The following is a 20,913-nucleotide window of genomic DNA, read 5'->3' on the forward strand; positions in this document are numbered from 1 at the left end:
CGCGTGCGCCGCTTGTCAATCATGGCCTTGCGTTGCGGCAGGTGGGCGAAACCGACATCCCGAGCGGTGCGACGGCAGGCCCGCCGCAACGAAAAAGGCCCTGCCGGATGGCAGGGCCTTGCTTGGTTCGCAGCGGTGTGTGGCGCTCAGAACTCTTCCCAGCCTGAGTCGCCGGCGCGGCTGTTGGCGACCTTCTTCGCCGGGGCCGGCGCGGGGGCGGCGGCCTTGGCCGGAGCAGGCCGCGGCGCCGCGGTCCGGGCCGGGGTTCGTGCGAAGGCCGTCTCAGCGAGCTGGCGCAGGCGGGCGGGCTCGGTCGAGGCCGACATCGCGCCATGGCCGGTGGAAGCGCCGTCAGGCCCGGTCCTGAAGGCCGCGACGAGGTCGTTGAGCTGGCCGATGCGGTTGGAGAGCGAGCCGGCGGACGCCGCGCTCTGCTCGGCGAGTGCCGCATTCTGCTGGGTCATCTCGTCGAGATGGGCGACAGCCTGGCTCATCTCGTCGATGCCGTTGGCCTGCTCGCCCGACGCTGCCGAGATGTCGGCGATGGTCGCGGCGACCTTCTTCGAGGCGGAGAGGATCTGGCTGAGCTGCTCGCCCGCCTGACGCACCAGCTTGACGCCCTCGCCGACCTCGCTGTTGGAGGAGGAGATCAGCGCCGAGATGTCCTTGGCCGCCTCGCTGGAACGCTGGGCGAGCGTGCGGACTTCCGAGGCCACGACCGCAAACCCCTTGCCGGCATCGCCGGCGCGGGCCGCTTCCACCGCCGCGTTGAGCGCGAGCAGGTTGGTCTGGAAGGCGATGTCGTCGATGACGCGGATGATGTCCGAGATCTTGGTCGAGGCGCCCTCGATGCGGGCCATGGCATCGACCGCCTGGCCGGCGATGGCGCCGCCGGTCTGGGCGGCTTCCATGGCTTCGTTCGCGATCGAGGCCGCCTGGCGCGAGGCCTGGGCCGAGGCCTTCACCGAGGCCGCGAGCTCTTCCGTGGTCGCGGCGGTCTCTTCCAGGCTCGAGGCCTGCTCTTCCGTCCGCTTGGAGAGATCGTCCGCGCCCATGTTGATCTCGCGGGCGGCGAGCCCGACCTCCGACGAGGTCAGCTGGATCGTCTTCACCGTGGCCGAGAGGCGGTCGACCGTCTCGTTGATGGCGCCCTTCAGCTCGGCGAACTTGCCGCGATAGGCGGAATCGACCCGCACCGTCAGGTCGCCGGCGGCGACCGCCGAGAGCGTGCGGGCGAACTCGCTGGTGGCGGAGTCCACCACCGCATTGATCTCGTTGATGCCGGCGACGAGCTTCTGCATCTGCTCGTCGGCCTGGTCGATCTGCAGCCGCGCCGAGAAATCGCCCGCAGCCGCCGCAGCCACGACCTCGCCGACATCCGACACCACAGCCTCCATCGACTGGGCGCGGGCCAGGCGCCGCTCGGCTGCCGCGCGCTCCTGCTCCTCCAGTGCCCGCACCTTGACGAGGTTCTCGCGGAACACCTGCAGCGCCTTCGCCATCGTCCCGATCTCGTCCTGCCGATCGGTGTGCTGGATGACGGTCTCGAGATTGCCCTTGGCCAGTTCGTTCATGGCGTCGGTCGTGGCCACGATCGGGCTGGCGACGCGACGGGTGACGATCAGGATGGCGCCGACGCTGACCAGAGCGGCCAGGGTCGCCAGCGCGAACAGCATGTAAAGGCTGTTGCGATAGCCGCTTTCAGCCTCTGCGGCGACGGTGTCGCCACGGCTGGCGATATGCGTCGAGAGCTCATTGAGCGCCTTTTCCATGGCCGTCAGGGTCGGCCGCAGTTCACGCAACTGCCCGGCCGCCGCGGCCTTGTCGCCCTTGCGGGAAAGCTCCAGCACCTGTTCCATACCCGTGCGATAGGTCGGCACCTGCGCCTCGTAGCGCTTCAGCGCTTCCCGGCTCTGCTCCAGCATCAGCCGTGGTGCCAGCTTCGTCCGCGTCGCCTCGATCTTGGACGTCTCGCCCCGGATATCGTCCTCGTATCGCGTCAGGACGGCGGCATCGGTCGTATTGACATGCATGTTGAGGCGCAGATGGCGGCGAAGAAGCCCGGTCTCGATTTCGCCGCTCATCATCACGTTGGGGATGACCTGCTGCGCCAAGGCCGCTGTGTCGTCGCTCATATCCTTCATGGAATACAGCGACTTCGCGACCGTCAGTGCCAGCATGGCAGCGAGCGCGGCGACGATCCCGATCAGCGAGCCGCGAATGGTGATTTTCTTGAGCATGTCCCGGCTCCGATGGTGAGGCCACGCGCACGGTCTCGCCGCAAAGGCGAGTCCCCCCGCCCGGTCGCGTCACTGTCGATGGCAGTGAAGAACTGGTACCAAACAGCACTTAACGAAGGATAAACCAAGCCGTCGCGGCACTGCCGTAACGTTCTATTGGCCCGTCGTGTCGCCATCTCTTTTTTTGCGGCAGATGGACGATCGAAACTCGCTGCGGGAGCGGACTCGGCACCTGCGTCATGTTGCCCCGCCGCGGCAGCTTCTTTTCGTCTTCACCGCCGTGAAGCTGCGAACGCCGCATGACAAAAGGCCCTGCCACTGGGCAGGGCCTTGCTGGGTTCGCAGCGGTCTGTTGCGCTCAGAACTCTTCCCAGCCGGCGTCCCCGGCGCGGCTGTTGGCAACCTTCTTCGCCGGGTCGCGCGGTGCGGGCGCCGCGGCGGGGGCGGGGCGTGGTGCGGGGCGTGCACCGGCAAAGGCGGCTTCCGCGAGCTGGCGCAGCCGGGCGGGCTCGCCTGCCGGAGCGGAGGATACCGCCGTCGCGGGGCGGCCGGAGTCCGGGCCGGTCTTGAACGCCGCAACGAGCTCGTTGAGCTGGCCGATGCGGTTGGACAGCGAAGCCGCCGAGGCCGCGCTCTGCTCCGAGAGCGCCGCGTTCTGCTGGGTCATCTCGTCAAGATGGGCCACAGCCTGGCTCATCTCGTCGATGCCGCTGGACTGCTCGCCCGACGCCGCCGAGATCTCGGCAATGGTGGCGGCGACCTTCTCGGAGGCGCTGAGGATCTGGCTGAGCTGCTCGCCGGCCTGGCGCACCAGCTTCACGCCTTCGCCCACCTCGCTGTTGGAGGACGAGATCAGCGCCGAGATGTCCTTGGCCGCGTCGCTGGAACGCTGGGCCAAGGTGCGCACCTCGGAGGCCACTACGGCGAAGCCCTTGCCGGCATCGCCAGCACGCGCTGCCTCCACCGCCGCGTTCAGTGCCAGCAGGTTCGTCTGGAAGGCGATGTCGTCGATCACGCGGATGATGTCGGAGATCTTGGTCGAAGCGTCCTCAATGCGCGACATCGCATCGACGGCGCGGCCCGCGATCGCCCCGCCGTTCTGCGCCGCCTTCATCGCCTCCGCGGCGACGGAGGCCGCCTGACGCGAGGCCTGCGCGGTCGCCTTGACCGAGGCTGCGAGCTGCTCGGTCGTGGCCGCGGTCTCCTCCAGGCTCGACGCCTGCTCTTCCGTGCGCTTCGAGAGATCGTCGGCGCCCATGTTGATCTCGCGCGCCGCGAGGCCGACATCCGCCGAGGTGACCTGGATCGTCTTCACCGTCGAGGACAGCCGCTCGACCGTCTCGTTGATCGCGCTCTTGAGCGTCTGGAAGACGCCCTGATAGTCGCCTGTGACGCGGCAGGTCAGATCGGCGGCTGCGAGGGCCTGCATCGCCCGGGCAAAGTCGGCGGTCGAGTCCTCGACCACCGCCGAGACCTGGTTGAGGCCGACCGCGATGTCGCGGACGAAGCCTTCCTTGTCGTCGAGTGACAGGCGCGCCGAGAAGTCGCCGGCGCGGGCGGCATCGACGACGGCCGCGACTTCGGCCTCGCTCTGCAGTTCGGCCGTGACGTTGCGCCAGATCAGGGTGTGGCCGATCGTGCGGCCTCCCGTATCGCTGATATAGGCCATGTCGACCATGATCGCCTCGGACCCGACATCGTAGCGGACCTTGCGGACCTGGCCGTTGTCGAGAATGAGCTGGCGCGTGAGATTGGCGTTGGTGCGGTAGCAGTCGATGTGCTGGCCCATCATGGCCTCGACCCGGAAGCCCGGCGACGCCGCCTGGAAGGTGGGCTCGAGCTGCTTCAGCAGGCGCTGCAGCGAGGCGCTGATGAAGGTGATCCTCTCGTCGGGATCGGTGATCATCAGCATCGTCGGCGACTGGTTCATCGCCGAGACCGTCAGCGCAGTCCGGCCGGCTTCGTCCCGGCCCTGGTCGATGGCGCGGGCGATCTCGCCGATCTCGTTGCCGAGCGCGCAGTGGGGAACGGGCTGGGCATAATTATGCGCCTCGTGACGGCGCAGCGTCGCGACAAGGTCGCCAAGCGGGTTGCGGATCGTGCGGACGAAGCCGAGCGCACAACCGAAGGCGGCGAGCGCCGCCAGCGCCGCGATGCCGAGGTCGCGGACCGCCTTGGACTCGATGCCGCTGATACGGGCCTCGATCAGCCGGATCAGCTGGGACTGCCCGCTCCTCCAGAGCGCATCGGACGACGCTGCGAGGGCAGCGGCAGCGGCCTGGGCCTCGGGCTGGCGCAGGGACGGCGCACGTTCCAGCGCGTGATCCTCGCGCAGGGCGGCAGCCTGCTTCGCGACGACCGCGCTGGCACTGTCGAAGCCGCCACGCGCGGCAGCGAGCGCCGCGCTGAGGCTGCCATCGGAATTGCCGCCGATGCCGGAGGCGAGCGAGGCCTGCACGGCGGCAAGCGCGATGTCATAGCGTGTCGCGGCCTGGACCAGCGCATCGTGCTGGCGCGGCGTGATTTTGCCCGAGCCCAGGGCCGGCTGCATCGCGGCTTCGAGCGCGGCCCGCGCGATCACGAGTTCCGGCAGGCGGACGGCGACGACGTCCATGACGTAGTAGGAATCGACATCCGGATCGAGCGTGAGGTTGGAGCCATCGGCGATCTTCTGGATGGCCGCCTGGCCGGCGTCCCAGGTCGCGCCGCGGTCCTTGCCGTCGGCAAGTGCGCCGGCAAAGGTCCGCATGGCCTCGCCCGCCTTCAGCGATTCGGCGGCGCCCTGCAGTGCGGCCACGCGCCCGGCTTCGCTCGCGAGCTTGTCCACCGGAGCGGTGGGGCTGGTGCTGGCAGCCAGCGCGCCCCAGACATCGGTCAGCGCGCGGGCTCCGACGACCTCGAGCGCGGAAAAGGCGACATCTTTGCGGACCTGCTGGACGAACAGCAGGGTCAGGTGCCCGATCGGCAGCATCATCAGGGCCATGATGACGGCGATTTTCGCACCTACGGTCAGCGAGGCAATCCGGGTAGCCAGTGTCTTCATGGGGGGGGGGGGGTCCGTCCAGGCGTGAGATGCCGCATGGAACGGTGCGGCACAACCGTTAACACTGACCTAAGGTAATGCGACAATCTGGACCTTCCGACGAAAGGCGGAGGTTGCTGCCGCGGCTCTTCTCGGCGCCCATCCTCGGCCTTAAGCTTACGTTTCGCGGTCGCCCTCCGGCACCGTCGGGCCAGCACGGACGGACCATGACGACGATCGATCTCAATTCGGATCTTGCGGAGGGATTTGGCGCCTATCGCTGCGGCGACGACGCGGCAATGCTCTCGATCGTCACCTCGGCCAATGTCGCCTGCGGCCTGCATGCCGGCGATCCCGAGATCATGGCGAATGCCTTCGCCCTCGCCCGCCAGAACGGGGTGGCGGTCGGTGCCCATCCGGGCTTCCCGGATCTCTGGGGCTTCGGGCGGCGGCGGATCCCCTTCAGCACGGGCGAGATCGAGCGGCTCGTCGCCTATCAAATCGGCGCCGCTGCCGCGCTCGCCAGCTATGCGGGCCACCGCATCACCTATGTGAAGCCGCATGGCGCGCTCGGGAACATCTCCTGCGAGGAGCGGCCGGTCGCGGACGCCATCGCGCGTGCGATCAAGGCGGTCGATCCGAACCTTGCTCTGCTCGCCACGGCGCTGACCCAGCAGGTCGCGGCCGGCGAAGCGGCCGGGCTGAAGGTCCATCAGGAAATCTTCGCGGATCGCGGTTACACCGAGGAGGGCCAGCTCGTGGCGCGCCATCTGCCGGGGGCCATGATCACCGATGCGGGCGAGGCGGCCGAGCGCGTGGTCGCCATGGTCCGCGAGGGGGCGCTGATCACGCTGTCGGGGCGGCGGCTGCCGACCGGCATCGAATCCGTCTGCGTCCATGGCGATTCCGCCCATGCGGTCGCCACCGCTCGCGCCGTGAGGGCGGCGCTGGAGGAGGCCGGCATCGGGCTCGCCCCCTTCGCATGAGCCAGGATACGCCGGCTGCCCCGAAGTTCCTCGATGCCGGGGAAGCGGCGCTGGTCGTTGAGTTCGGCCGCAGCGTCGATCCCGGCCTCAGCGACAGGGTTCTGGCGCTGGATGCGGCGCTGGCGGCCGATCCGCCCGAGGGCCTGCGCGAACTCGTCCCGACCTATCGCTCGCTGATGATCCACTACGATCCGCTGCGGCTCGACCGGGCCCGGCTGGTCGCGCATGTGGAAGCGGCGCTCTGCGGGCCCGCGCCGGTCGCCGCCCGCAGCGGCGCGCTCTGGACCCTGCCCTGCTGCTATGCGCCGCCCCATGGCGAGGATTTGGCCGAGATGGCCGGCCTTCTCGGGCTCACGGCGGACAGGGCTGCAGAGCTCCACGCCGCCGGGCGCTACCGCGTCTATATGTACGGATTCTCGACCGGCTTCACCTATCTCGGCGGCCTGCCCGAGCCGCTCGCGATCTCGCGCCGCGCCCGGCCGCGCCTACCGCATGACAGCCAGGCCGTGCTGGTCGGCGGGGGGCTTTGCGCCGTGGCGCATTTCGCGATGCCGACGGGCTGGTATGTCGTCGGCCGCACGCCCGAGCGGCTCTATGCGCCGGAGCGCAGCAGCGCCTTCCTGTTCGAGCCAGGCGACCGCCTTGCCTTCGAGCCGATCGACGCCGGGACCTTCGCCGCGCTCGAAGCGCGGGCGCAGGCCGGCGAGGTCGTCGCGCGCAGGGACCCGGCATGACGTCGCTGCGGATTCTCTCCGCCGGCCCGGGAGTGACCGTCCAGGATGGCGGGCGCCATGGCTATCTGCGCTACGGCGTCACCGTTGCGGGCCCGATGGACCCCTTCGCCCATGCCGTCGCCAACCGGGCGCTCGGCAATGCGGCCGGCAGCGCCGCCATCGAGGTCTCGCTCGGGGGCGTCGAGATCGCGGCCGAGGAGCAGCCGGTCACGGTGGCCCTAGCCGGCGGCGCCTTCCGGGTGACGCTCGACGGCGAAGCGCTGCCCGCGGCCGTGGTCCTTCGCCTGGAGCCGGGCGCGACGCTCAGGCTGCGCGCCGGGAGTGCGGGCATGTGGGGCTATCTTGCAGTCGCGGGCGGGCTCGACCTGCCGCCGGTGCTCGGCTCGCAGGCGACGCATCTGCGCACCGGCATGGGTGGCCCGGGCGGGCGCATGCTCCGCGCCGGGGACAGTCTGCCCGTGGGGGTGGAGACAGGCGGCAGCACCGGCCCCGGCGAAATCCTGGCCCCCCTGCTGGACCGGCCCGCCGATCTCATCCGCGTGCTCCCCGGCCCGCAAGACGACTATTTCGACGCCGAAGCCTTCGCCGCCTTCCTCGCCGGTCCGTGGCGGATTTCCGAGCGGGGCGACCGCATGGCCTGCTTCCTCGAAGGCCCTGTGCTGAGGCACCGGCTGGGCTTCAACATCCCCTCGGACGGGGTTGCCATGGGTGCCATCCAGGTCCCGGGCGAAGGGCAGCCGATCGTGCTGATGGCGGACCGGCAGTCGACCGGCGGCTATCCGAAGATCGCGACGGTGATCGGCGCCGATCTCGGGCGCCTCGCCCAGGCACGGCCGGGAACGCAGATCGCTTTCCGGGCGGTCAGCCATGCCGAGGCGGTGCGGGCGCTGGCGGAGGAGCGCGCCTTTCTCGCAGGGCCGATCCCGATCGAGCCCTTGCGGCGCACCACTTTCAGCGCCGAGTTCCTGCTCGCCCGCAACCTCGTCGATGGCTGGATCGACGGCCTGCGCCGGGACTGAGCGGTCGCTCCTGCGCTTAGGCGGCCTCCTCGACGAAGGTCGCGACGAAGCGGACGAGTTCGCTCTGCCGGGCCGTGCCGGTCTTGGCGAAGAGGCGCTGCAGATGCGTGCGCGCCGTGGTGCGCGCAATGTTGAGCTTTCGGGCGGCTGCGACTGTGTCCATGCCCTTGACGATGAGCCCGAGCATGCGGGCCTCGGTCGGCGTCAGGCCGCAGGCCTCGGCGACCTCGTCGACATTGCGGTCGATCATGCGCTGGGGATCGTCGATCGTCAGGATGAAGAGATCCATGCCGGCCCCGCCGAGATGGACGGCTTCGACCACGGTCTGGCGTCCGCAGCGCATCAGCAGCGGCAGGCGGATCTCCTCCGATGCGACGCCGCCCAGGCGCCGCTTGAGCCAGGTCTGGAGACGGGCGGCAAAGAGCTTGTCGGAGCAGATGAGACGGCCGTCGCTCCCAAGCCCCTCGCGCACCAGCGCTGCGGCACCCTGGTTGCGGAAATGGACACGCAGATCGGCATCGATGACGAAGAGCGGCTTGGCGGCGCGGCCCTGGTCCTGCGCCTCGACGCGGCAGGGCGGCAGGGGCTGGATCGCAGCAGCGTTCGGAAGGCTGAAGATCATGGACATGCGAGGAGCATCCTCGAATTCGAGCATCTTCGCGGTTCCTTGCGTGACAGCCGGCCCGTCAGGGCCGTGTCAGAGGGGGTGGTCCTGTTCCTTCTGTTGGTCGCGGCGGCGCGGCCGCGGGTTCATCCGAATGCGGCCCGGATGAGAAGTCTGCGGCATCAGATTCGCAGCGAGAGCCGGTAGGTGTAGCTGTCGCCGCGGAACAGGCCCTCGACATATTCCAGCATCTCGCCATTGCGGGAGAAGCTGCGGCGCTTGATCAGCAGGCAGGGCACCGGCTGCGAGAAGCCGAAGATGGCGCATTCATCGGCGCTCGGCTGCGCGGCCTCGATGGTCTGGTCGCAGCGCTCGAGCGGCGCCCCCAGCCGGGCGAGCTCGGCATAGACAGAGCCGCCGAGATCGGCCTGTTCGAGTTCCGGCGCCCGCTGGAGATTGTACCAGCCAACCTCGCGCGAGAGCGGTGTGCCGTCGCCACTGCGGACGCGAACCAGCTTGAGGAACCGCGCCTGCTCATCCAGCCCGAAGAGCGCGGCGATGGCCCGGTCGGTGACGACGGCCCGTTCCAGAATGCGCGAGGACGGCACGCGGCCGAGTTCGCGCATCTCCTCGGTGAAGCCTTTCAGCCGGTCCATGCCGGAGTGCAGGCGCCCGGCCGTGCCCTGGACGATCGAGCCGAGCCGGCCCTGGGCGCTCAGTAGCCTCTTGGCCCGCAGGGCGTTGTAGGCGCGCTGTACGGTCGAGCGGCTGATGGCCAGGCGCTCGGCAAGCTGGCGCTCGGCCGGCAGGGTCGTGCCGGGTGGCAAGGTCCCCTCCCCGATCAGGCGGGCGAGCTGATCCTCCAGCTGCTGGTAGAGCGGCTGGGCCGTGTCGTCGCGCAGGTCCAGAAGATCCTGGAACGGCGGCCGGGGCGGCACGTTGCTCAGCTTGCGTGGCGGCTTCATCAGCGGGCAAATGCGCCGGCGGCGCTGCCGGACGACGAAAGAGGATCGAACAAAATGGCTGACGGCTCCGTCTTCGTGCTGGGAAGCTTCCTGGTGTCCTGCTCGGCCAAGGTCCAGCGCTTCCCGCGGCCGGGAGAGTCGCTCGCCGCCGATATCGTCACGATCGAACCGGGTGGCAAGGGACTGAACCTCGCCATCGCCGCGCGGCGCCTGGGCGCGGACGTGGACGGCCTGCTCGCCGTGGGCGACGATCTCGCCTCCGCCTTCGCCGCGCCGGCGCTCGCCCAGGCGGAGTTGCCGGCGCAGATGCTGATCCGGGTCGCGGGCAAGACCGGCAGCGGCGTCGGCTTCACCGATGCAGAGGGCGAAACCTGTCTCGCTGTGGATTCCGGCGCCAACCGCTCCCTCTCTGCCGCCCATGTGCGGGAGGCTTCGGACCGCATTGCGACCGCTGCGATGGTGATGGCGCAGTTCGAGATCGGCGACGGCCCCATCGCCGAAGCCTTCGCGCTGGCGCGCCGCACCGGTGTCGCGACCCTGCTCAACCCCTCGCCGTTCCGGCCGATCCCGGACGGCCTGCTGTCCGACACGGACATCCTCGTGCTCAACCAGACCGAGGCCGAGGCGCTGGCAGAGGCGATCCTGCCCGGCCATGCCGATCCGGCCGAGCCGGCGCGGTTCGTCGCGGAATTGGGGCCGGCCGTCCTGGCACGCGGGCCGCGGCTGGTCGTGCTGACGCTGGGAGCGGCCGGGGCGGTCGCGCTCGGGCGTGACGGCGCCATCGGCCAGCCGGCCTTTCCCGTGGACGCGGTGGACACGCTCGGGGCCGGCGATGCCTTCGCCGCAACGCTCGGCGTGGCGCTGGCGCGAGGCCTCGGCACCGCCGAGGCGCTGCGCCAGGCGGCGGCCGCAGGCGCGGTGGCGACACGCCGTGCCGGCGTCTTCGAGGCGCTCGGCCGCCAGGCGGATATCGACCAGCTGATCGGCCTCTCCACGGTCTGACGCCGGCTACTGTTTTTGGATTGTTTTTGGACTTTCCGCAACGGCGTCATCCTGCTAGCGTCCCGCCGCCTGCCCGCTCCGGCAGGCTGAAGGATGAGGCGCGGCCATGTCCCGTCCCAGCGTCGATGCGGTCACATCCACCGTGGACAGCCTGCTCGCGGGCGCGCTGGATTCCGCCCAGATGCCGGCGGCGCTCGAGCGGCTGCGACAACTCTTCGACGGCTCGAAAGCCTGCCTCGCCCGGCTGGGTCCCGGCCTTACGGCCGCCGACGCCGTCGCCACCAACAGCGACGAGGCGATGCAGCGTCGCTGCTACGAGGATCTGGCCGAGGATTTCATCCAGTTCGCCGAAGGCCTGCGCGGCGTGCCGCTCGGTTGCGTCTATCGCGACAGCGACCTCTTCGGCGAGGCAGCGCTGCGCGCCAGCCGCGCCTGGCGCGAATGGATGGCGCCGCAGGACATGTATGGCGGGCTCGGCTGTCGTCTGGCCGAGACCGGCAGCAGCCAATGGTTCTTCGACGTCCAGCGCGGGCAGCGACAGGAACCCTTCGGTGCTGACGAGGTGGCACTGCTGGAGCAGCTCGCGCCCCTGCTGCGACGCGTCGCCTTCCTGAGCGCCGAGATGAGCCATGTCAGGCTGCAGCGCGACGAGGCCCGCGATGCGCTGGATGCGGTGGCGATGGCGATCATCCTGCTCGATGGCGAGTTGCGCATCGCCTATGCCAATGCCGAGGCCGAGGCGATCCTGGCCGATGCCGAAGGCCCGCTCGGACTGCGGCAGGGCCGGCTCTTCCTGCGCAATCCCGCCGACCAGCGCCTGCTGAAGCAGGGTGTCGAGGTGGCCCTGCATTGTGCTGAAGCCCCGCTCGTCGACGCCCGCAGCAGCCTCATCCTCCGCGACGGGCGGGAGGGGATGCCTGCCCTGTCGGCCAGCCTCATCCCGGTCTCGCCGATTGCGGCCGGGCTCCGGCCGCGGCGCGTGATGCTGGCTCTCAAGCCGCTGGAGCAGACGACGGATTTCGTCGCCAGCAGCCGCCAGCTCTTCCACCTGACCGAAAGCGAGGCCCGCTTCGCCTCTGCTCTGGCCTGCGGGCAGTCGCTGACGCAGGCCGCGGCCGCCCAGAAGGTGAGGATATCGACCGCCCGGACCCATCTGGCGCGCATCTTCCAGAAGACGGAGACGCGCCAACAAAGCCAGCTCGTCTCGCTGCTGCGCAGCGCGGTGCTGCCCCTGCGGTCGCGCCGCTGAGGGCTCGATGCGGGCGCCGGGGCGCCCCGCGAGTTCGCCGGCCACCGCTCTCCCCCCGCGCGCCCGCCATTCGCAAAGCCTAGGGTTCTGCCGGCGCGCCCTGCGTCATCCAAATGGCGGAGCCGGCGGAATCGGCTAGCATGATGCCGAAGCAAGGGAGACGTGACGATGGATCTGAAACTGGCGGGCCGACGCGTGCTGATCACCGGCGGCTCGAAGGGGATCGGTGCCGCCTGCGCGCGGGTCTTCCTGGCCGAGGGCTGCTCGGTCGTGCTGGTCGCGCGGGACGCCGCAAGGCTGGCGGCGACCGCCGCCGCGCTCGGCGAGGCCAACCGCGTCACGACCCATGCCGCCGATCTCTCCGTATCCGCCGAGAGAGAGGCCATCGCCGCGGCCTTTCCGGATATTGACATCCTCGTCAACAATGCGGGCGCGATCCCGGCCGGAGGGCTGCTCGACCTCTCGATGGAAAGCTGGGAGCAGGCCTGGGCGCTGAAGGTGATGGGCTATATCCACCTGACCAAGCTCTATCTGGGCCAGATGAAGGAGCGGGGTGCGGGCGTGATCGTCAACGTCATCGGCGGGGCCGGCCGCAGCCCGCGCTACGACTATGTCTGCGGCGGCACCGGCAACGCCGCCCTGATGGCCTTCACCGGCGCGGTCGGCGGGCGTTCGCCCGAATGGGGCGTCCGGGTCTTCGGCATCAACCCCGCCCAGACGCGCACGGACCGGATCATCTCGCTCAGCAAGACCCGCGCGAAGATCAAGCTCGGCGACGAGGAGCGCTGGGAGGAGATGCTGACCGGGCTGCCCTTCGACCGGCTGATCGAGCCCGAGGAAATCGCCAATGCGGCGGCTTTCCTCAGTTCGCCGGCTTGCGGCTATGTCAGCGGCACGGTGCTGGACGTCGACGGCGGCGGCGCCTTCCGCGGCTGAGGCCAAGCGGCCCGCGCGCACGGCCACGACGGCGCTTTACGGGCGCTTTACGGCACAGCTGCGAATTCGACATGGCGCCCTTACGGGCAGCGGCTCCATCTCCGGTCCTTACACGGACCGGAGATTTTCCATGTTCATCGACATCATCTTCCTGCTCGGCGGCCTCGCGCTGTTCGGCATCGCAGGCGTCGCCGTCGCCGCGGCAGAGCGGCTGTGAGGCGCGTCATGCCGCTCGACATCATCCTGGGGCTGACGGTGGCGGCGCTGCTGCTGGCCTATCTGCTCAAGGCGCTGCTGCGCCCCGAATCCTTCTGAACGGGGGACCGGCTGATGACCCTCGACCTCGTCCAGTTCGTGATCTTCTGTGCCCTGCTGCTGGCCCTCGCCTGGCCGCTCGGCCACTACATGGCCCGCGTCTTCACCGGAGAGGCGCAGTTCCTGGCGCCGCTCGAAAACGCGATCCTTGGCCTCGCCGGCCAGGGCCGGCCGCAGCCGCAGCGCTGGCAGGGCTATGCCCTGTCGCTGCTCGCTTTCAACGCTGCGGGCTTCGCGCTGCTGTTCCTGATGCTGCGCTACCAGAACCTGCTGCCGCTCAACCCGCAGGGCTTCGACGGGATGCCGGCGCATCTCGCCTTCAACACGGCGATCTCCTTCGTCACCAACACCAACTGGCAGTCCTATGGTGGCGAGACGACGCTCTCGAACCTCAGTCAGATGCTCGGCCTGACGACGCAGAACTTCGTCTCGGCCGCCAGCGGCGGGGCGGTGGCGGCCGCCGTTGCGCGCGGCTTCGCCGCGAAGCAGACCCGCGTGCTCGGCAATTTCTGGGTCGATCTGACCCGCACCACGCTCTACATCCTGCTGCCAGCCTCGCTCGTCCTAGCGCTCGTGCTCGTCGCGCTCGGCCTGCCGCAGACACTTGCCGGCTCGTTCGACGCCACGACGCTGGAAGGCGCCAAGCAAAGCATCGCGATCGGCCCAGTCGCCAGCCAGATCGCGATCAAGCAGCTCGGCACCAATGGTGGCGGCTTCTTCAACGTCAATTCGGCGCATCCCTTCGAGAACCCGAATGCGCTGTCGAACCTGCTGACGACGATATCGATCCTGCTGATCCCGGTCGCGTTCTGCTTCACCTATGGCCGGCTGGTCGGTGACCGCCGGCAGGGTCGCGCGCTGTTTGCCGCCATGGCCGTGCTGTTCCTCTCCGGCTTCGCTGCGATCTACGGCGCCGAGCGCCTCGGCAACCCGCTGCATTCCGGACTCGTCGATGCCGCGGCCGGCAACATGGAAGGCAAGGAGGTCCGCTTCGGCATCCTTGCTTCGACGCTCTGGGCAGCGGCGACCACCGCGGCCTCGAACGGCTCGGTCAATGCGATGCTCGATTCCTTCACGCCGCTGGGCGGGCTGGTCGCCATGCTGAATATCCAGCTCGGCGAGGTGGTCTATGGCGGCGTCGGCGTCGGCCTCACCGGCATGCTGCTCTTCGTCATCATCACGGTCTTCCTTGCCGGGCTGATGGTAGGGCGCACGCCGGAGTATCTCGGCAAGAAGATCGAGGCGCGCGAGATCAAGCTTGCGGCGCTGACCCTGCTGATCATGCCGCTGGGCATTCTGGTCTTCGCCTCGCTGGCCATTGCGACCGGCCAGGCTCAGGCGTCGGTGCAGGATGCCGGCCCGCATGGACTTTCGGAGCTGCTCTACGCCTACACCTCGGCGACGGGCAACAACGGCTCGGCTTTTGCGGGCTTCACCGCCAACACGCCCTGGCACAACAGCTTCCTCGGCATCGCCATGATGCTCGGCCGCTTCGGCTACATCATTCCGATCCTGGCGATCGCCGGCAGCCTTGCGGGCAAGCGCCCGGCGGCCGAGACGGCGGGCACCTTCCCCACCCATGGGCCGCTCTTCGTCACGCTGCTGGTGGCGACGATCCTGATCGTCGGCGCGCTTACCTTCCTCCCCGTCCTCGCTCTGGGCCCGATCGCGGAACACGTCTCGATCCTGGCCGGGCAGAGCTTCTAGAGGTCCCCATGAGCAAGCATGCTCCCACCGAGATGGGTCTGTTCTCGCCCGTCATCCTCCGGCCCGCGATCCTGCAGGCCTTCCGCAAGCTCGATCCGCGCAGCCTGGCGCGCAACCCGGTCATCTTCTCGACGGCGCTGGTCTCCGTGCTCGCCAGCGTTCTGGTCATCCGCGAGGGACTGACCGGGGGGCCTGTCTTCTGGATCGGGCTGCAGATCGCGATCTGGCTGTGGTTCACGGTGCTGTTCGCGAACTTCGCCGAGGCGGTCGCGGAAGGGCGCGGCAAGGCGCGGGCTGACGCCTTCCGCTCGACCCGCTCCTCCTCGCTGGCTAAGGTCCTGGTCGATCCGGCCAACCGCGTCGTCTACGGCACCAAGGAGGTCGAGCTCGTCGAGCCCGGCGAGGTCATCCTGATTGAGGCCGGCGATACCGTGCCGACCGATGGCGAGATCATTGAGGGCGTCGCCTCGGTCGACGAAAGCGCCATCACCGGCGAATCCGCCCCGGTCATCCGCGAATCCGGCGGCGACCGCTCCTCGGTTACCGGCGGTACGCGGCTGGTGTCAGACTGGCTTGTGGTGCGCGTCACCGCCCGCCAGGGCGAGACCTTCCTCGACCGGATGATCGCGCTGGTCGAGGGCGCCAAGCGCCAGAAGACGCCCAACGAGATCGCCCTCGACATCCTGCTGGCGGCGCTGACCCTGGTCTTCCTTTTCGTCGTGGTGACGCTGCCCTTCTTCGCCTCTTGGTCGGGCACGACGCTGCCGGTGATCTACCTCGCGGCGCTGTTCGTGACGCTGATCCCGACCACGATCGGCGGGCTGCTCTCGGCCATCGGCATCGCCGGCATGGACCGGCTGGTGAAGGCCAACGTCATCGCCAAATCCGGCCGCGCGGTCGAGGCGGCCGGCGACATCGACGTGCTGCTGCTCGACAAGACCGGCACGATCACCTTCGGCAACCGGATGGCCCATGCCTTCGAGCCGGCGGCGAATATCAGCGAGCGCGATCTGGCGGAGGCGGCCTTCCTGGCCTCGCTGTCGGACGACACGCCGGAGGGCAAATCGATCGTCGATCTCGCCGCCAAGCGCTTCGGCTTCGATGCTGCTGCCGGCGCTGGCGCGGTCTTCGTGCCCTTCACCGCGCAGACCCGCATGTCGGGCGTCGATCTCCCCGACGGCCGCGCTCTGCGCAAGGGCGCCTCCGACACGATGGCCAAGCTCACCGGCGGCACGCTGTCGGCGACGGTCGAGCAGGCGGTTCGCAAGATCGCCTCCTCGGGTGGTACTCCGCTCGTGGTGGCGCGCGACAACGACGTGCTCGGCGTCGTTCATCTCAAGGATGTGGTGAAGCCCGGCATCCGCGAGCGCTTCGCCGAGCTGCGCCGCATGGGCATCCGCACCGTGATGATCACCGGCGACAACCCGCTGACGGCGGCCGCCATCGCAGCCGAAGCCGGCGTCGACGACTTCCTCGCCGAGGCGACGCCGGAAGCCAAGCTCGCCCTGATCCGCAAGGAGCAGGCGGAAGGCAGGCTGGTGGCGATGTGCGGCGACGGCTCCAACGACGCGCCCGCGCTGGCGCAGGCCGATGTCGGCGTCGCCATGAATTCCGGCACGCCCGCCGCCAAGGAAGCCGGCAACCTGATCGACCTCGACAGCGATCCCACCAAGCTGATCGAGATCGTCATGGTCGGCAAGCAGCTCCTGATTTCGCGCGGCGCGCTGACGACCTTCTCGATCGCCAACGACGTCGCCAAGTATTTTGCCATCCTGCCGGCGCTGTTCGTCACGGCCTATCCGGGCCTGGCCGTGCTCGACGTGATGGGGCTGGGCAGCCCGCAATCGGCGATCCTGTCGGCGATCATCTTCAACGCGCTCGTCATCGTCGCGCTGATCCCGATCGCCCTGAAGGGCGTGCGCTATGCGCCGGCTTCGGCGGCCTCGCTGCTCGGCCGCAACCTGCTGGTCTACGGGCTCGGCGGGCTGATCGTTCCCTTCATCGGCATCAAGGCGATCGACCTGATCGTCGACCTGCTCCACCTCGCCTGAGGAGAGAGATCATGACCTCCTATCTTCGTCCCGCGCTTGTCCTGCTCGGCCTGTTCAGTGTGCTGACGGGCGCCGCCTACCCCCTCGCCGTCACCGGCGTCGCCCAAGCCGTGTTTCCCGCCAAGGCCAACGGCTCGCCGGTGGTGAAGGACGGCTCCGTGATCGGCTCCGCGCTGATCGGCCAGTCCTTCACGTCCGAGCGCTATTTCCACGGCCGCCCCTCGGCGACCTCCGCGCCCGATCCGCAGGACGCGTCCAAGACCGTGGACAGCCCCTACAACGCCGCGAACTCGACCGGCTCCAACCTCGGGCCGGGCTCCGCGACGCTGAAGACCGCGATCACCGACCGCGTCGCCGCGCTCGGCGGCGGTCCGCAGCCGGCCGATCTGGTGACGGCCTCGGGCTCGGGCCTCGATCCCGACGTCTCGCCGCAGGCGGCGCTCGTCCAGGTGGCACGCGTGGCGAAGGCCCGCGGCGTGCCGGAGGACAGCCTGCGGCGCCTCGTGCAGGACCAGGTCGAGCCGACGATGCTGGGCGTCCTCGGCGAGCCGCGCGTCAATGTGCTCGCCCTAAATCTCGCGCTCGACAGGCTCGCGCGCTGATGCTCTGGTTGCCCGCGCATGCCCAGCCCGCAAGACGATAGGCCCCCGCCCGAATCCTTCCTTGCCGGTGCGCGCGGCGAGGAGGCGGCGGGCGCCGGCCGGCTCAAGATCTTCCTGGGCGCCTCGCCCGGCGTGGGCAAGACCTTCGCGATGATCGAGGAGGCCCGCGTGCGCCAGCGCGCGGGCCGCGATGTCGTGGTAGCCCTGGTCGAGACGCATGGCCGGGCCGAGACGGCGGCACTGCTGGATACCCTCGAGCAATTGCCGCGGCGGCAGGTCGAGTATCGCGGCCAGGTCCTGAGCGAGCTCGATCTCGACGCCCTGCTCGCGCGCCGGCCGGCGATCGCGCTGATCGATGAACTCGCCCACACCAATGCGCCTGGCTCCCGCCATCCCAAGCGCTGGCAGGATGTCGTCGAGGTGCTCGATGCCGGCATCGACGTCGTCACCACCCTGAACATCCAGCATGTCGAGAGCCTGAACGACGTCGTCGCCCGCATCACCGGCGTGCGCGTGCAGGAGACGGTGCCCGACCAGATCCTGCAGCGGGCCGACCAGATCGAGCTGATCGACCTTCCGCCCGAGGAGCTGATCAAGCGGCTCGAGGACGGCAAGGTCTATGTGCCCCAGCAGATCGGCCGGGCGCTCGACAACTTCTTCGGCAAGGGCAAGCTGACGGCGCTGCGCGAACTCGCCTTGCGCACGGCCGCCAGCCGGGTCGATGCCGAAATGCTCGACTGGATGCAGGCCCATGCCGTCAAAGGTCCATGGCCGGCGGAGGAGCGGCTGCTGGTCTGCATCAACGAGGCGCCCGTCGCTCGCAGCCTGGTGCGGGCCGGCAAGCGCATGGCCGAGCGTGCGCGCCTGCCCTGGATCGTGGCGACGGTGCTGACACCCCGGCATGAGGCACTGCCCGCGGAGGCCCGCGCCGTCACCGTCGAGGCCCTGCGCCTGGCGGAATCGCTCGGCGCCGAGACGGTGGTCCTGCGGGCGGAGACGGATGCCGCCGGCGAGATCCTGCGCTACGCCCGCCAGCGCAATGTCTCTCGGCTGGTGATCGGGCGCCCGCGCTCGCAGCGCTCCTGGTGGCAGCGGCTGGCCGGCGCCTTCCGTGAGCCCGTCGCGGACCGGCTGCTCGACGATGCCACCGATTTCGAGATCACCGTGGTGACGCCGCATGCCCGGATCGAGCGGCGCAAGGCGGTCGCCGGCCCCTGGCTGCATGGACCTTGGCAGGCTTACGCGACGGCCTTCGGGGCGATCGTGGTCGCCACCATCCTGGCCCTGCCGATTTCGATCTGGGAGGCCGTACCGGGCGGCGCGATCTCTGCGATCTACCTCATCGCCGTGCTGACGGTGGGTGCGCGCTGGGGGCTCGGCCCGTCGCTGGCGGCGGGGGCGCTGGGCTCGCTCGCCTACAACTTCTTCTACACGCCGCCCTATTACTCGCTGCACATCAGCCGCTCGGAGGATGTCGTCTCGATCGGCGTCTATCTGCTGGGCGCGCTCTTCACCGGCACGCTGGCCGGGCGGCTCAAGGCCCAGGTCGAGGCGATGCGCGCCGCGCAGAGGCGCACCGAAACCCTCTACGACTTTGCCCGCAAGATCGCCTCGGCCACGCAGACGGACGACGTGCTCTGGGCCGCGGCCTTCCACATCGCTGCGACGCTGGACTGCCAGTCGCTGATCCTGATGCCGGATGCGGCGGGGGCGCTGCAGCAGGTGCAGGGCCACCCCACGATCGAGGATCTCGATGCCCGCGCCGAGGGCGCCGCGCGCTGGGCCTTCGAGAAGAACGAGCCGGCCGGAGCCGGCACTGCGACGTTGCCGATGGCCGAATGGCTGTTCGTGCCGCTCGCCACCGCCAGCAGCATCCTGGGCGTGATCGGCGTCCGTTTCCGCGACCGGCAGCGCGGGCTCGACCCCGAGACGCGGCGCCTGCTGCTGGCGGTGGAGGATCAGGTCGCCGTGGCGGTGGAGCGGACGCGGCTCGCCGGCGAACTGGCGAATGCCCGCGTCTCGGCCGAGGGCGAGAAGCTGCGCGGGGCGCTCCTGAACTCCGTCAGCCATGATCTTCGCACGCCGCTGGTGACGGTGATCGGCGCCGTGTCGAGCTTGGCCGAGACCGATGGCGTCCTCGGCGCGGCCGACCGCCGCGAGCTGACGATGACGGCCCTAGACGAGGCGCGCCGGCTCGACCGCTATGTCCAGAACCTGCTCGACATGACCCGGCTCGGGCATGGCGTGCTGGCGCCCAAGCGCGCGGCGGTCGATCTGCGCGAGATCCTCGGCGTCGTCCGCACCGATCTGAAGCGCGTGCTCGCCAACCACGGCCTCGTCATCGAGACGCCGCGCGATCTGCCACCGCTGCATGTCGATCCGGTGCTGATCGGCCAGGCCATCGCCAACATCGTCGAGAATGCCGCCAAATACGCGCCAGCGGGCACGTCGATCACGATCACGGCGCGGGCCGACGGTGCCATAGCCGAGATTGCGGTGACCGACGAAGGACCGGGAATCCCCGAGGGTGAGCGCGAGCGCGTCTTCGACCTGTTCCACCGCGTCGCGGACGGGGATTCGCGGCCAGCCGGAACCGGGCTCGGCCTGTCGATCGTGCGCGGCTTGGTCGAGGCCCATGGCGGCACCGCGCGCGCCCAGGCGGGTGTCGGTGGACGCGGCGCCGCGATCGTGATCAGGCTGCCCTTCGCCCCCGCCTGCAGCGATCTTTCCGAATGACCGAATCCAAGCCCGCCCGCATCCTGGTGATCGACGACGAGGCTCCGATCCGTCGCTTTCTCGCGATCGTGCTCGGCGCCGGCGGCTTCGAGATGCTGGAGGCCGATCGCGGTCGGCTTGGTGTCGAGCGGGCCGCAACGGCCGCTCCCGATGCGGTGCTTCTCGATCTCGGCCTGCCCGACATGGACGGCAAGGCGGTGATCCAGGCGATCCGCGAATGGTCGAGCGTGCCGATCCTCGTGCTGTCCGTGCGCGATGCTGAAACCGAGAAGATTGCGGCGCTCGACGCCGGCGCCGACGACTATGTCACCAAGCCGTTCTCGACGGGCGAGTTGCTGGCGCGACTGCGGGCGCTGCTGCGCAACCGTGGCGAGCGTAACGCCGAGCCGGCACTGCTCCGGATCGGCGGGCTGGAGGTCGATCTGGCCGGGCGCATGCTGACGGTCGACGGCCTCGCGGTGAAGCTGACGCGCAAGGAATTCGACGTGGTGGCGCTGCTGGCGCGCAATGCCGGCAAGCTCGTCGGGCACCGGCAGTTGCTGACCACGATCTGGGGACCCGCCCATGTCGCCGACACGCATTATCTGCGCATCGCGATCGGCCATGTCCGCGAGAAGATCGCCGACGACGCCGCCGATCCGCGTTTCATCATCACCGAGCCGGGCGTTGGCTACCGACTGATCGACGCCCGCGCCCCAGCTTCCTGAGACGCATCCGTTTCCGGCGCGCTTGAGCGCGCCCTTTC

16 protein-coding genes are annotated in these 20,913 nt (G+C 69.5%); 12 read left to right on the forward strand and 4 right to left on the reverse strand.

The genetic code is table 11. The annotated features are described in order from the left end of the window. Nucleotides 1–146: 146 nt before the first annotated feature. Together ABIE41_RS24160 and ABIE41_RS24165 are read right to left on the reverse strand one after the other, a co-directional pair. Nucleotides 147–2,240, reverse strand: coding sequence for a methyl-accepting chemotaxis protein (locus ABIE41_RS24160; RefSeq protein ID WP_192642732.1), 2,094 nt, complete (start codon nt 2,238–2,240; stop codon nt 147–149). Between the two features lie 358 nt (nt 2,241–2,598). Next, nucleotides 2,599–5,283: a methyl-accepting chemotaxis protein gene (locus tag ABIE41_RS24165; protein WP_192642733.1), complete on the reverse strand. Its 2,685-nt coding sequence runs from the start codon at nt 5,281–5,283 to the stop codon at nt 2,599–2,601. A gap of 206 nt (nt 5,284–5,489) precedes the next feature. Between ABIE41_RS24165 and ABIE41_RS24170 the strand changes: the two genes are divergently transcribed. Genes ABIE41_RS24170 through ABIE41_RS24180 form a run of 3 tightly spaced genes read left to right on the forward strand, consistent with a single transcriptional unit; the run spans nt 5,490 to nt 8,001 of the window. Next, nucleotides 5,490–6,248 (forward strand): 5-oxoprolinase subunit PxpA, encoded by a 759-nt coding sequence (locus ABIE41_RS24170; RefSeq protein ID WP_192642734.1) that lies wholly within the window; start codon nt 5,490–5,492, stop codon nt 6,246–6,248. Continuing rightward, nucleotides 6,245–6,982: a 5-oxoprolinase subunit B family protein gene (locus ABIE41_RS24175; RefSeq protein ID WP_192642735.1), complete on the forward strand. Its 738-nt coding sequence runs from the start codon at nt 6,245–6,247 to the stop codon at nt 6,980–6,982. Before ABIE41_RS24170 ends, ABIE41_RS24175 begins: the two co-directional genes overlap by 4 nt. Then, nucleotides 6,979–8,001, forward strand: a complete 1,023-nt coding sequence (locus tag ABIE41_RS24180; RefSeq protein WP_192642736.1) for a 5-oxoprolinase subunit C family protein — start codon at nt 6,979–6,981, stop codon at nt 7,999–8,001. The genes ABIE41_RS24175 and ABIE41_RS24180 overlap by 4 nt, the downstream gene beginning before the upstream one ends. A gap of 16 nt (nt 8,002–8,017) precedes the next feature. On the opposite strand, the gene ABIE41_RS24185 is transcribed toward ABIE41_RS24180, so the two are convergent. Further along, nucleotides 8,018–8,629 carry a helix-turn-helix transcriptional regulator gene (locus tag ABIE41_RS24185; RefSeq protein WP_192642737.1) on the reverse strand — a complete coding sequence of 204 codons (612 nt, stop codon included), beginning with the start codon at nt 8,627–8,629 and terminating at the stop codon, nt 8,018–8,020. Between the two features lie 158 nt (nt 8,630–8,787). Next, the gene (locus tag ABIE41_RS24190; protein WP_192642738.1) at nt 8,788–9,570 is read right to left on the reverse strand and encodes a GntR family transcriptional regulator; all 783 of its coding nucleotides are present in this window, start codon (nt 9,568–9,570) and stop codon (nt 8,788–8,790) included. A 54-nt stretch (nt 9,571–9,624) separates the two neighbouring features. Here ABIE41_RS24190 and ABIE41_RS24195 point away from each other — a divergent pair, with 54 nt between their 5' ends. From ABIE41_RS24195 to ABIE41_RS24235, 9 genes are all read left to right on the forward strand, one after another. After that, complete coding sequence (locus tag ABIE41_RS24195) at nt 9,625–10,572, forward strand: PfkB family carbohydrate kinase (RefSeq protein WP_192642739.1); 948 nt, start codon at nt 9,625–9,627, stop codon at nt 10,570–10,572. A gap of 106 nt (nt 10,573–10,678) precedes the next feature. After that, nucleotides 10,679–11,821 (forward strand): helix-turn-helix transcriptional regulator, encoded by a 1,143-nt coding sequence (locus ABIE41_RS24200; RefSeq protein WP_192642740.1) that lies wholly within the window; start codon nt 10,679–10,681, stop codon nt 11,819–11,821. A 168-nt stretch (nt 11,822–11,989) separates the two neighbouring features. Continuing rightward, a complete protein-coding gene (locus tag ABIE41_RS24205) occupies nt 11,990–12,757 on the forward strand; it encodes a short-chain dehydrogenase/reductase (protein WP_192642741.1) in 768 nt (255 codons plus the stop codon). A gap of 225 nt (nt 12,758–12,982) precedes the next feature. Beyond that, a complete protein-coding gene (kdpF, locus tag ABIE41_RS24210; RefSeq protein ID WP_082732779.1) occupies nt 12,983–13,072 on the forward strand; it encodes a K(+)-transporting ATPase subunit F in 90 nt (29 codons plus the stop codon). Between the two features lie 15 nt (nt 13,073–13,087). Continuing rightward, the gene (gene kdpA, locus ABIE41_RS24215; protein WP_192642742.1) at nt 13,088–14,779 is read left to right on the forward strand and encodes a potassium-transporting ATPase subunit KdpA; all 1,692 of its coding nucleotides are present in this window, start codon (nt 13,088–13,090) and stop codon (nt 14,777–14,779) included. Nucleotides 14,780–14,787: 8 nt separating this feature from the next. Continuing rightward, the gene (gene kdpB, locus ABIE41_RS24220) at nt 14,788–16,830 is read left to right on the forward strand and encodes a potassium-transporting ATPase subunit KdpB (RefSeq protein ID WP_192642743.1); all 2,043 of its coding nucleotides are present in this window, start codon (nt 14,788–14,790) and stop codon (nt 16,828–16,830) included. Nucleotides 16,831–16,841: 11 nt separating this feature from the next. Continuing rightward, entirely contained in the window at nt 16,842–17,432 is a 591-nt protein-coding gene (gene kdpC, locus ABIE41_RS24225) for a potassium-transporting ATPase subunit KdpC (RefSeq protein WP_192642744.1), read from the forward strand. Between the two features lie 18 nt (nt 17,433–17,450). Next, nucleotides 17,451–20,168, forward strand: a complete 2,718-nt coding sequence (locus ABIE41_RS24230; RefSeq protein WP_192642745.1) for an ATP-binding protein — start codon at nt 17,451–17,453, stop codon at nt 20,166–20,168. Further along, nucleotides 20,165–20,875: a response regulator gene (locus ABIE41_RS24235; protein WP_192642746.1), complete on the forward strand. Its 711-nt coding sequence runs from the start codon at nt 20,165–20,167 to the stop codon at nt 20,873–20,875. Before ABIE41_RS24230 ends, ABIE41_RS24235 begins: the two co-directional genes overlap by 4 nt. Nucleotides 20,876–20,913: the final 38 nt, after the last annotated feature.

Origin of the sequence: Bosea sp. OAE506 (assembly GCF_040546595.1) — a bacterium.
In the GTDB taxonomy this organism is placed as follows: Bacteria; Pseudomonadota; Alphaproteobacteria; order Rhizobiales; family Beijerinckiaceae; genus Allobosea.

Excerpts from the sequence above, each read along its gene's own strand:
- ABIE41_RS24235 (WP_192642746.1), top strand. The coding sequence starts at position 20,165 with ATGACCGAATCCAAGCCCGCCCGCATCCTGGTGATCGACGACGAGGCT.
- ABIE41_RS24175 (WP_192642735.1), top strand. The coding sequence starts at position 6,245 with ATGAGCCAGGATACGCCGGCTGCCCCGAAGTTCCTCGATGCCGGGGAA.
- ABIE41_RS24190 (WP_192642738.1), bottom strand. The coding sequence starts at position 9,570 with ATGAAGCCGCCACGCAAGCTGAGCAACGTGCCGCCCCGGCCGCCGTTC.
- ABIE41_RS24205 (WP_192642741.1), top strand. The coding sequence starts at position 11,990 with ATGGATCTGAAACTGGCGGGCCGACGCGTGCTGATCACCGGCGGCTCG.
- ABIE41_RS24200 (WP_192642740.1), top strand. The coding sequence starts at position 10,679 with ATGTCCCGTCCCAGCGTCGATGCGGTCACATCCACCGTGGACAGCCTG.
- kdpA (WP_192642742.1), top strand. The coding sequence starts at position 13,088 with ATGACCCTCGACCTCGTCCAGTTCGTGATCTTCTGTGCCCTGCTGCTG.
- ABIE41_RS24195 (WP_192642739.1), top strand. The coding sequence starts at position 9,625 with ATGGCTGACGGCTCCGTCTTCGTGCTGGGAAGCTTCCTGGTGTCCTGC.
- kdpB (WP_192642743.1), top strand. The coding sequence starts at position 14,788 with ATGAGCAAGCATGCTCCCACCGAGATGGGTCTGTTCTCGCCCGTCATC.
- ABIE41_RS24170 (WP_192642734.1), top strand. The coding sequence starts at position 5,490 with ATGACGACGATCGATCTCAATTCGGATCTTGCGGAGGGATTTGGCGCC.
- ABIE41_RS24160 (WP_192642732.1), bottom strand. The coding sequence starts at position 2,240 with ATGCTCAAGAAAATCACCATTCGCGGCTCGCTGATCGGGATCGTCGCC.
- ABIE41_RS24180 (WP_192642736.1), top strand. The coding sequence starts at position 6,979 with ATGACGTCGCTGCGGATTCTCTCCGCCGGCCCGGGAGTGACCGTCCAG.
- kdpF (WP_082732779.1), top strand. The coding sequence starts at position 12,983 with ATGCCGCTCGACATCATCCTGGGGCTGACGGTGGCGGCGCTGCTGCTG.
- ABIE41_RS24185 (WP_192642737.1), bottom strand. The coding sequence starts at position 8,629 with ATGTCCATGATCTTCAGCCTTCCGAACGCTGCTGCGATCCAGCCCCTG.
- ABIE41_RS24230 (WP_192642745.1), top strand. The coding sequence starts at position 17,451 with ATGCCCAGCCCGCAAGACGATAGGCCCCCGCCCGAATCCTTCCTTGCC.
- kdpC (WP_192642744.1), top strand. The coding sequence starts at position 16,842 with ATGACCTCCTATCTTCGTCCCGCGCTTGTCCTGCTCGGCCTGTTCAGT.
- ABIE41_RS24165 (WP_192642733.1), bottom strand. The coding sequence starts at position 5,283 with ATGAAGACACTGGCTACCCGGATTGCCTCGCTGACCGTAGGTGCGAAA.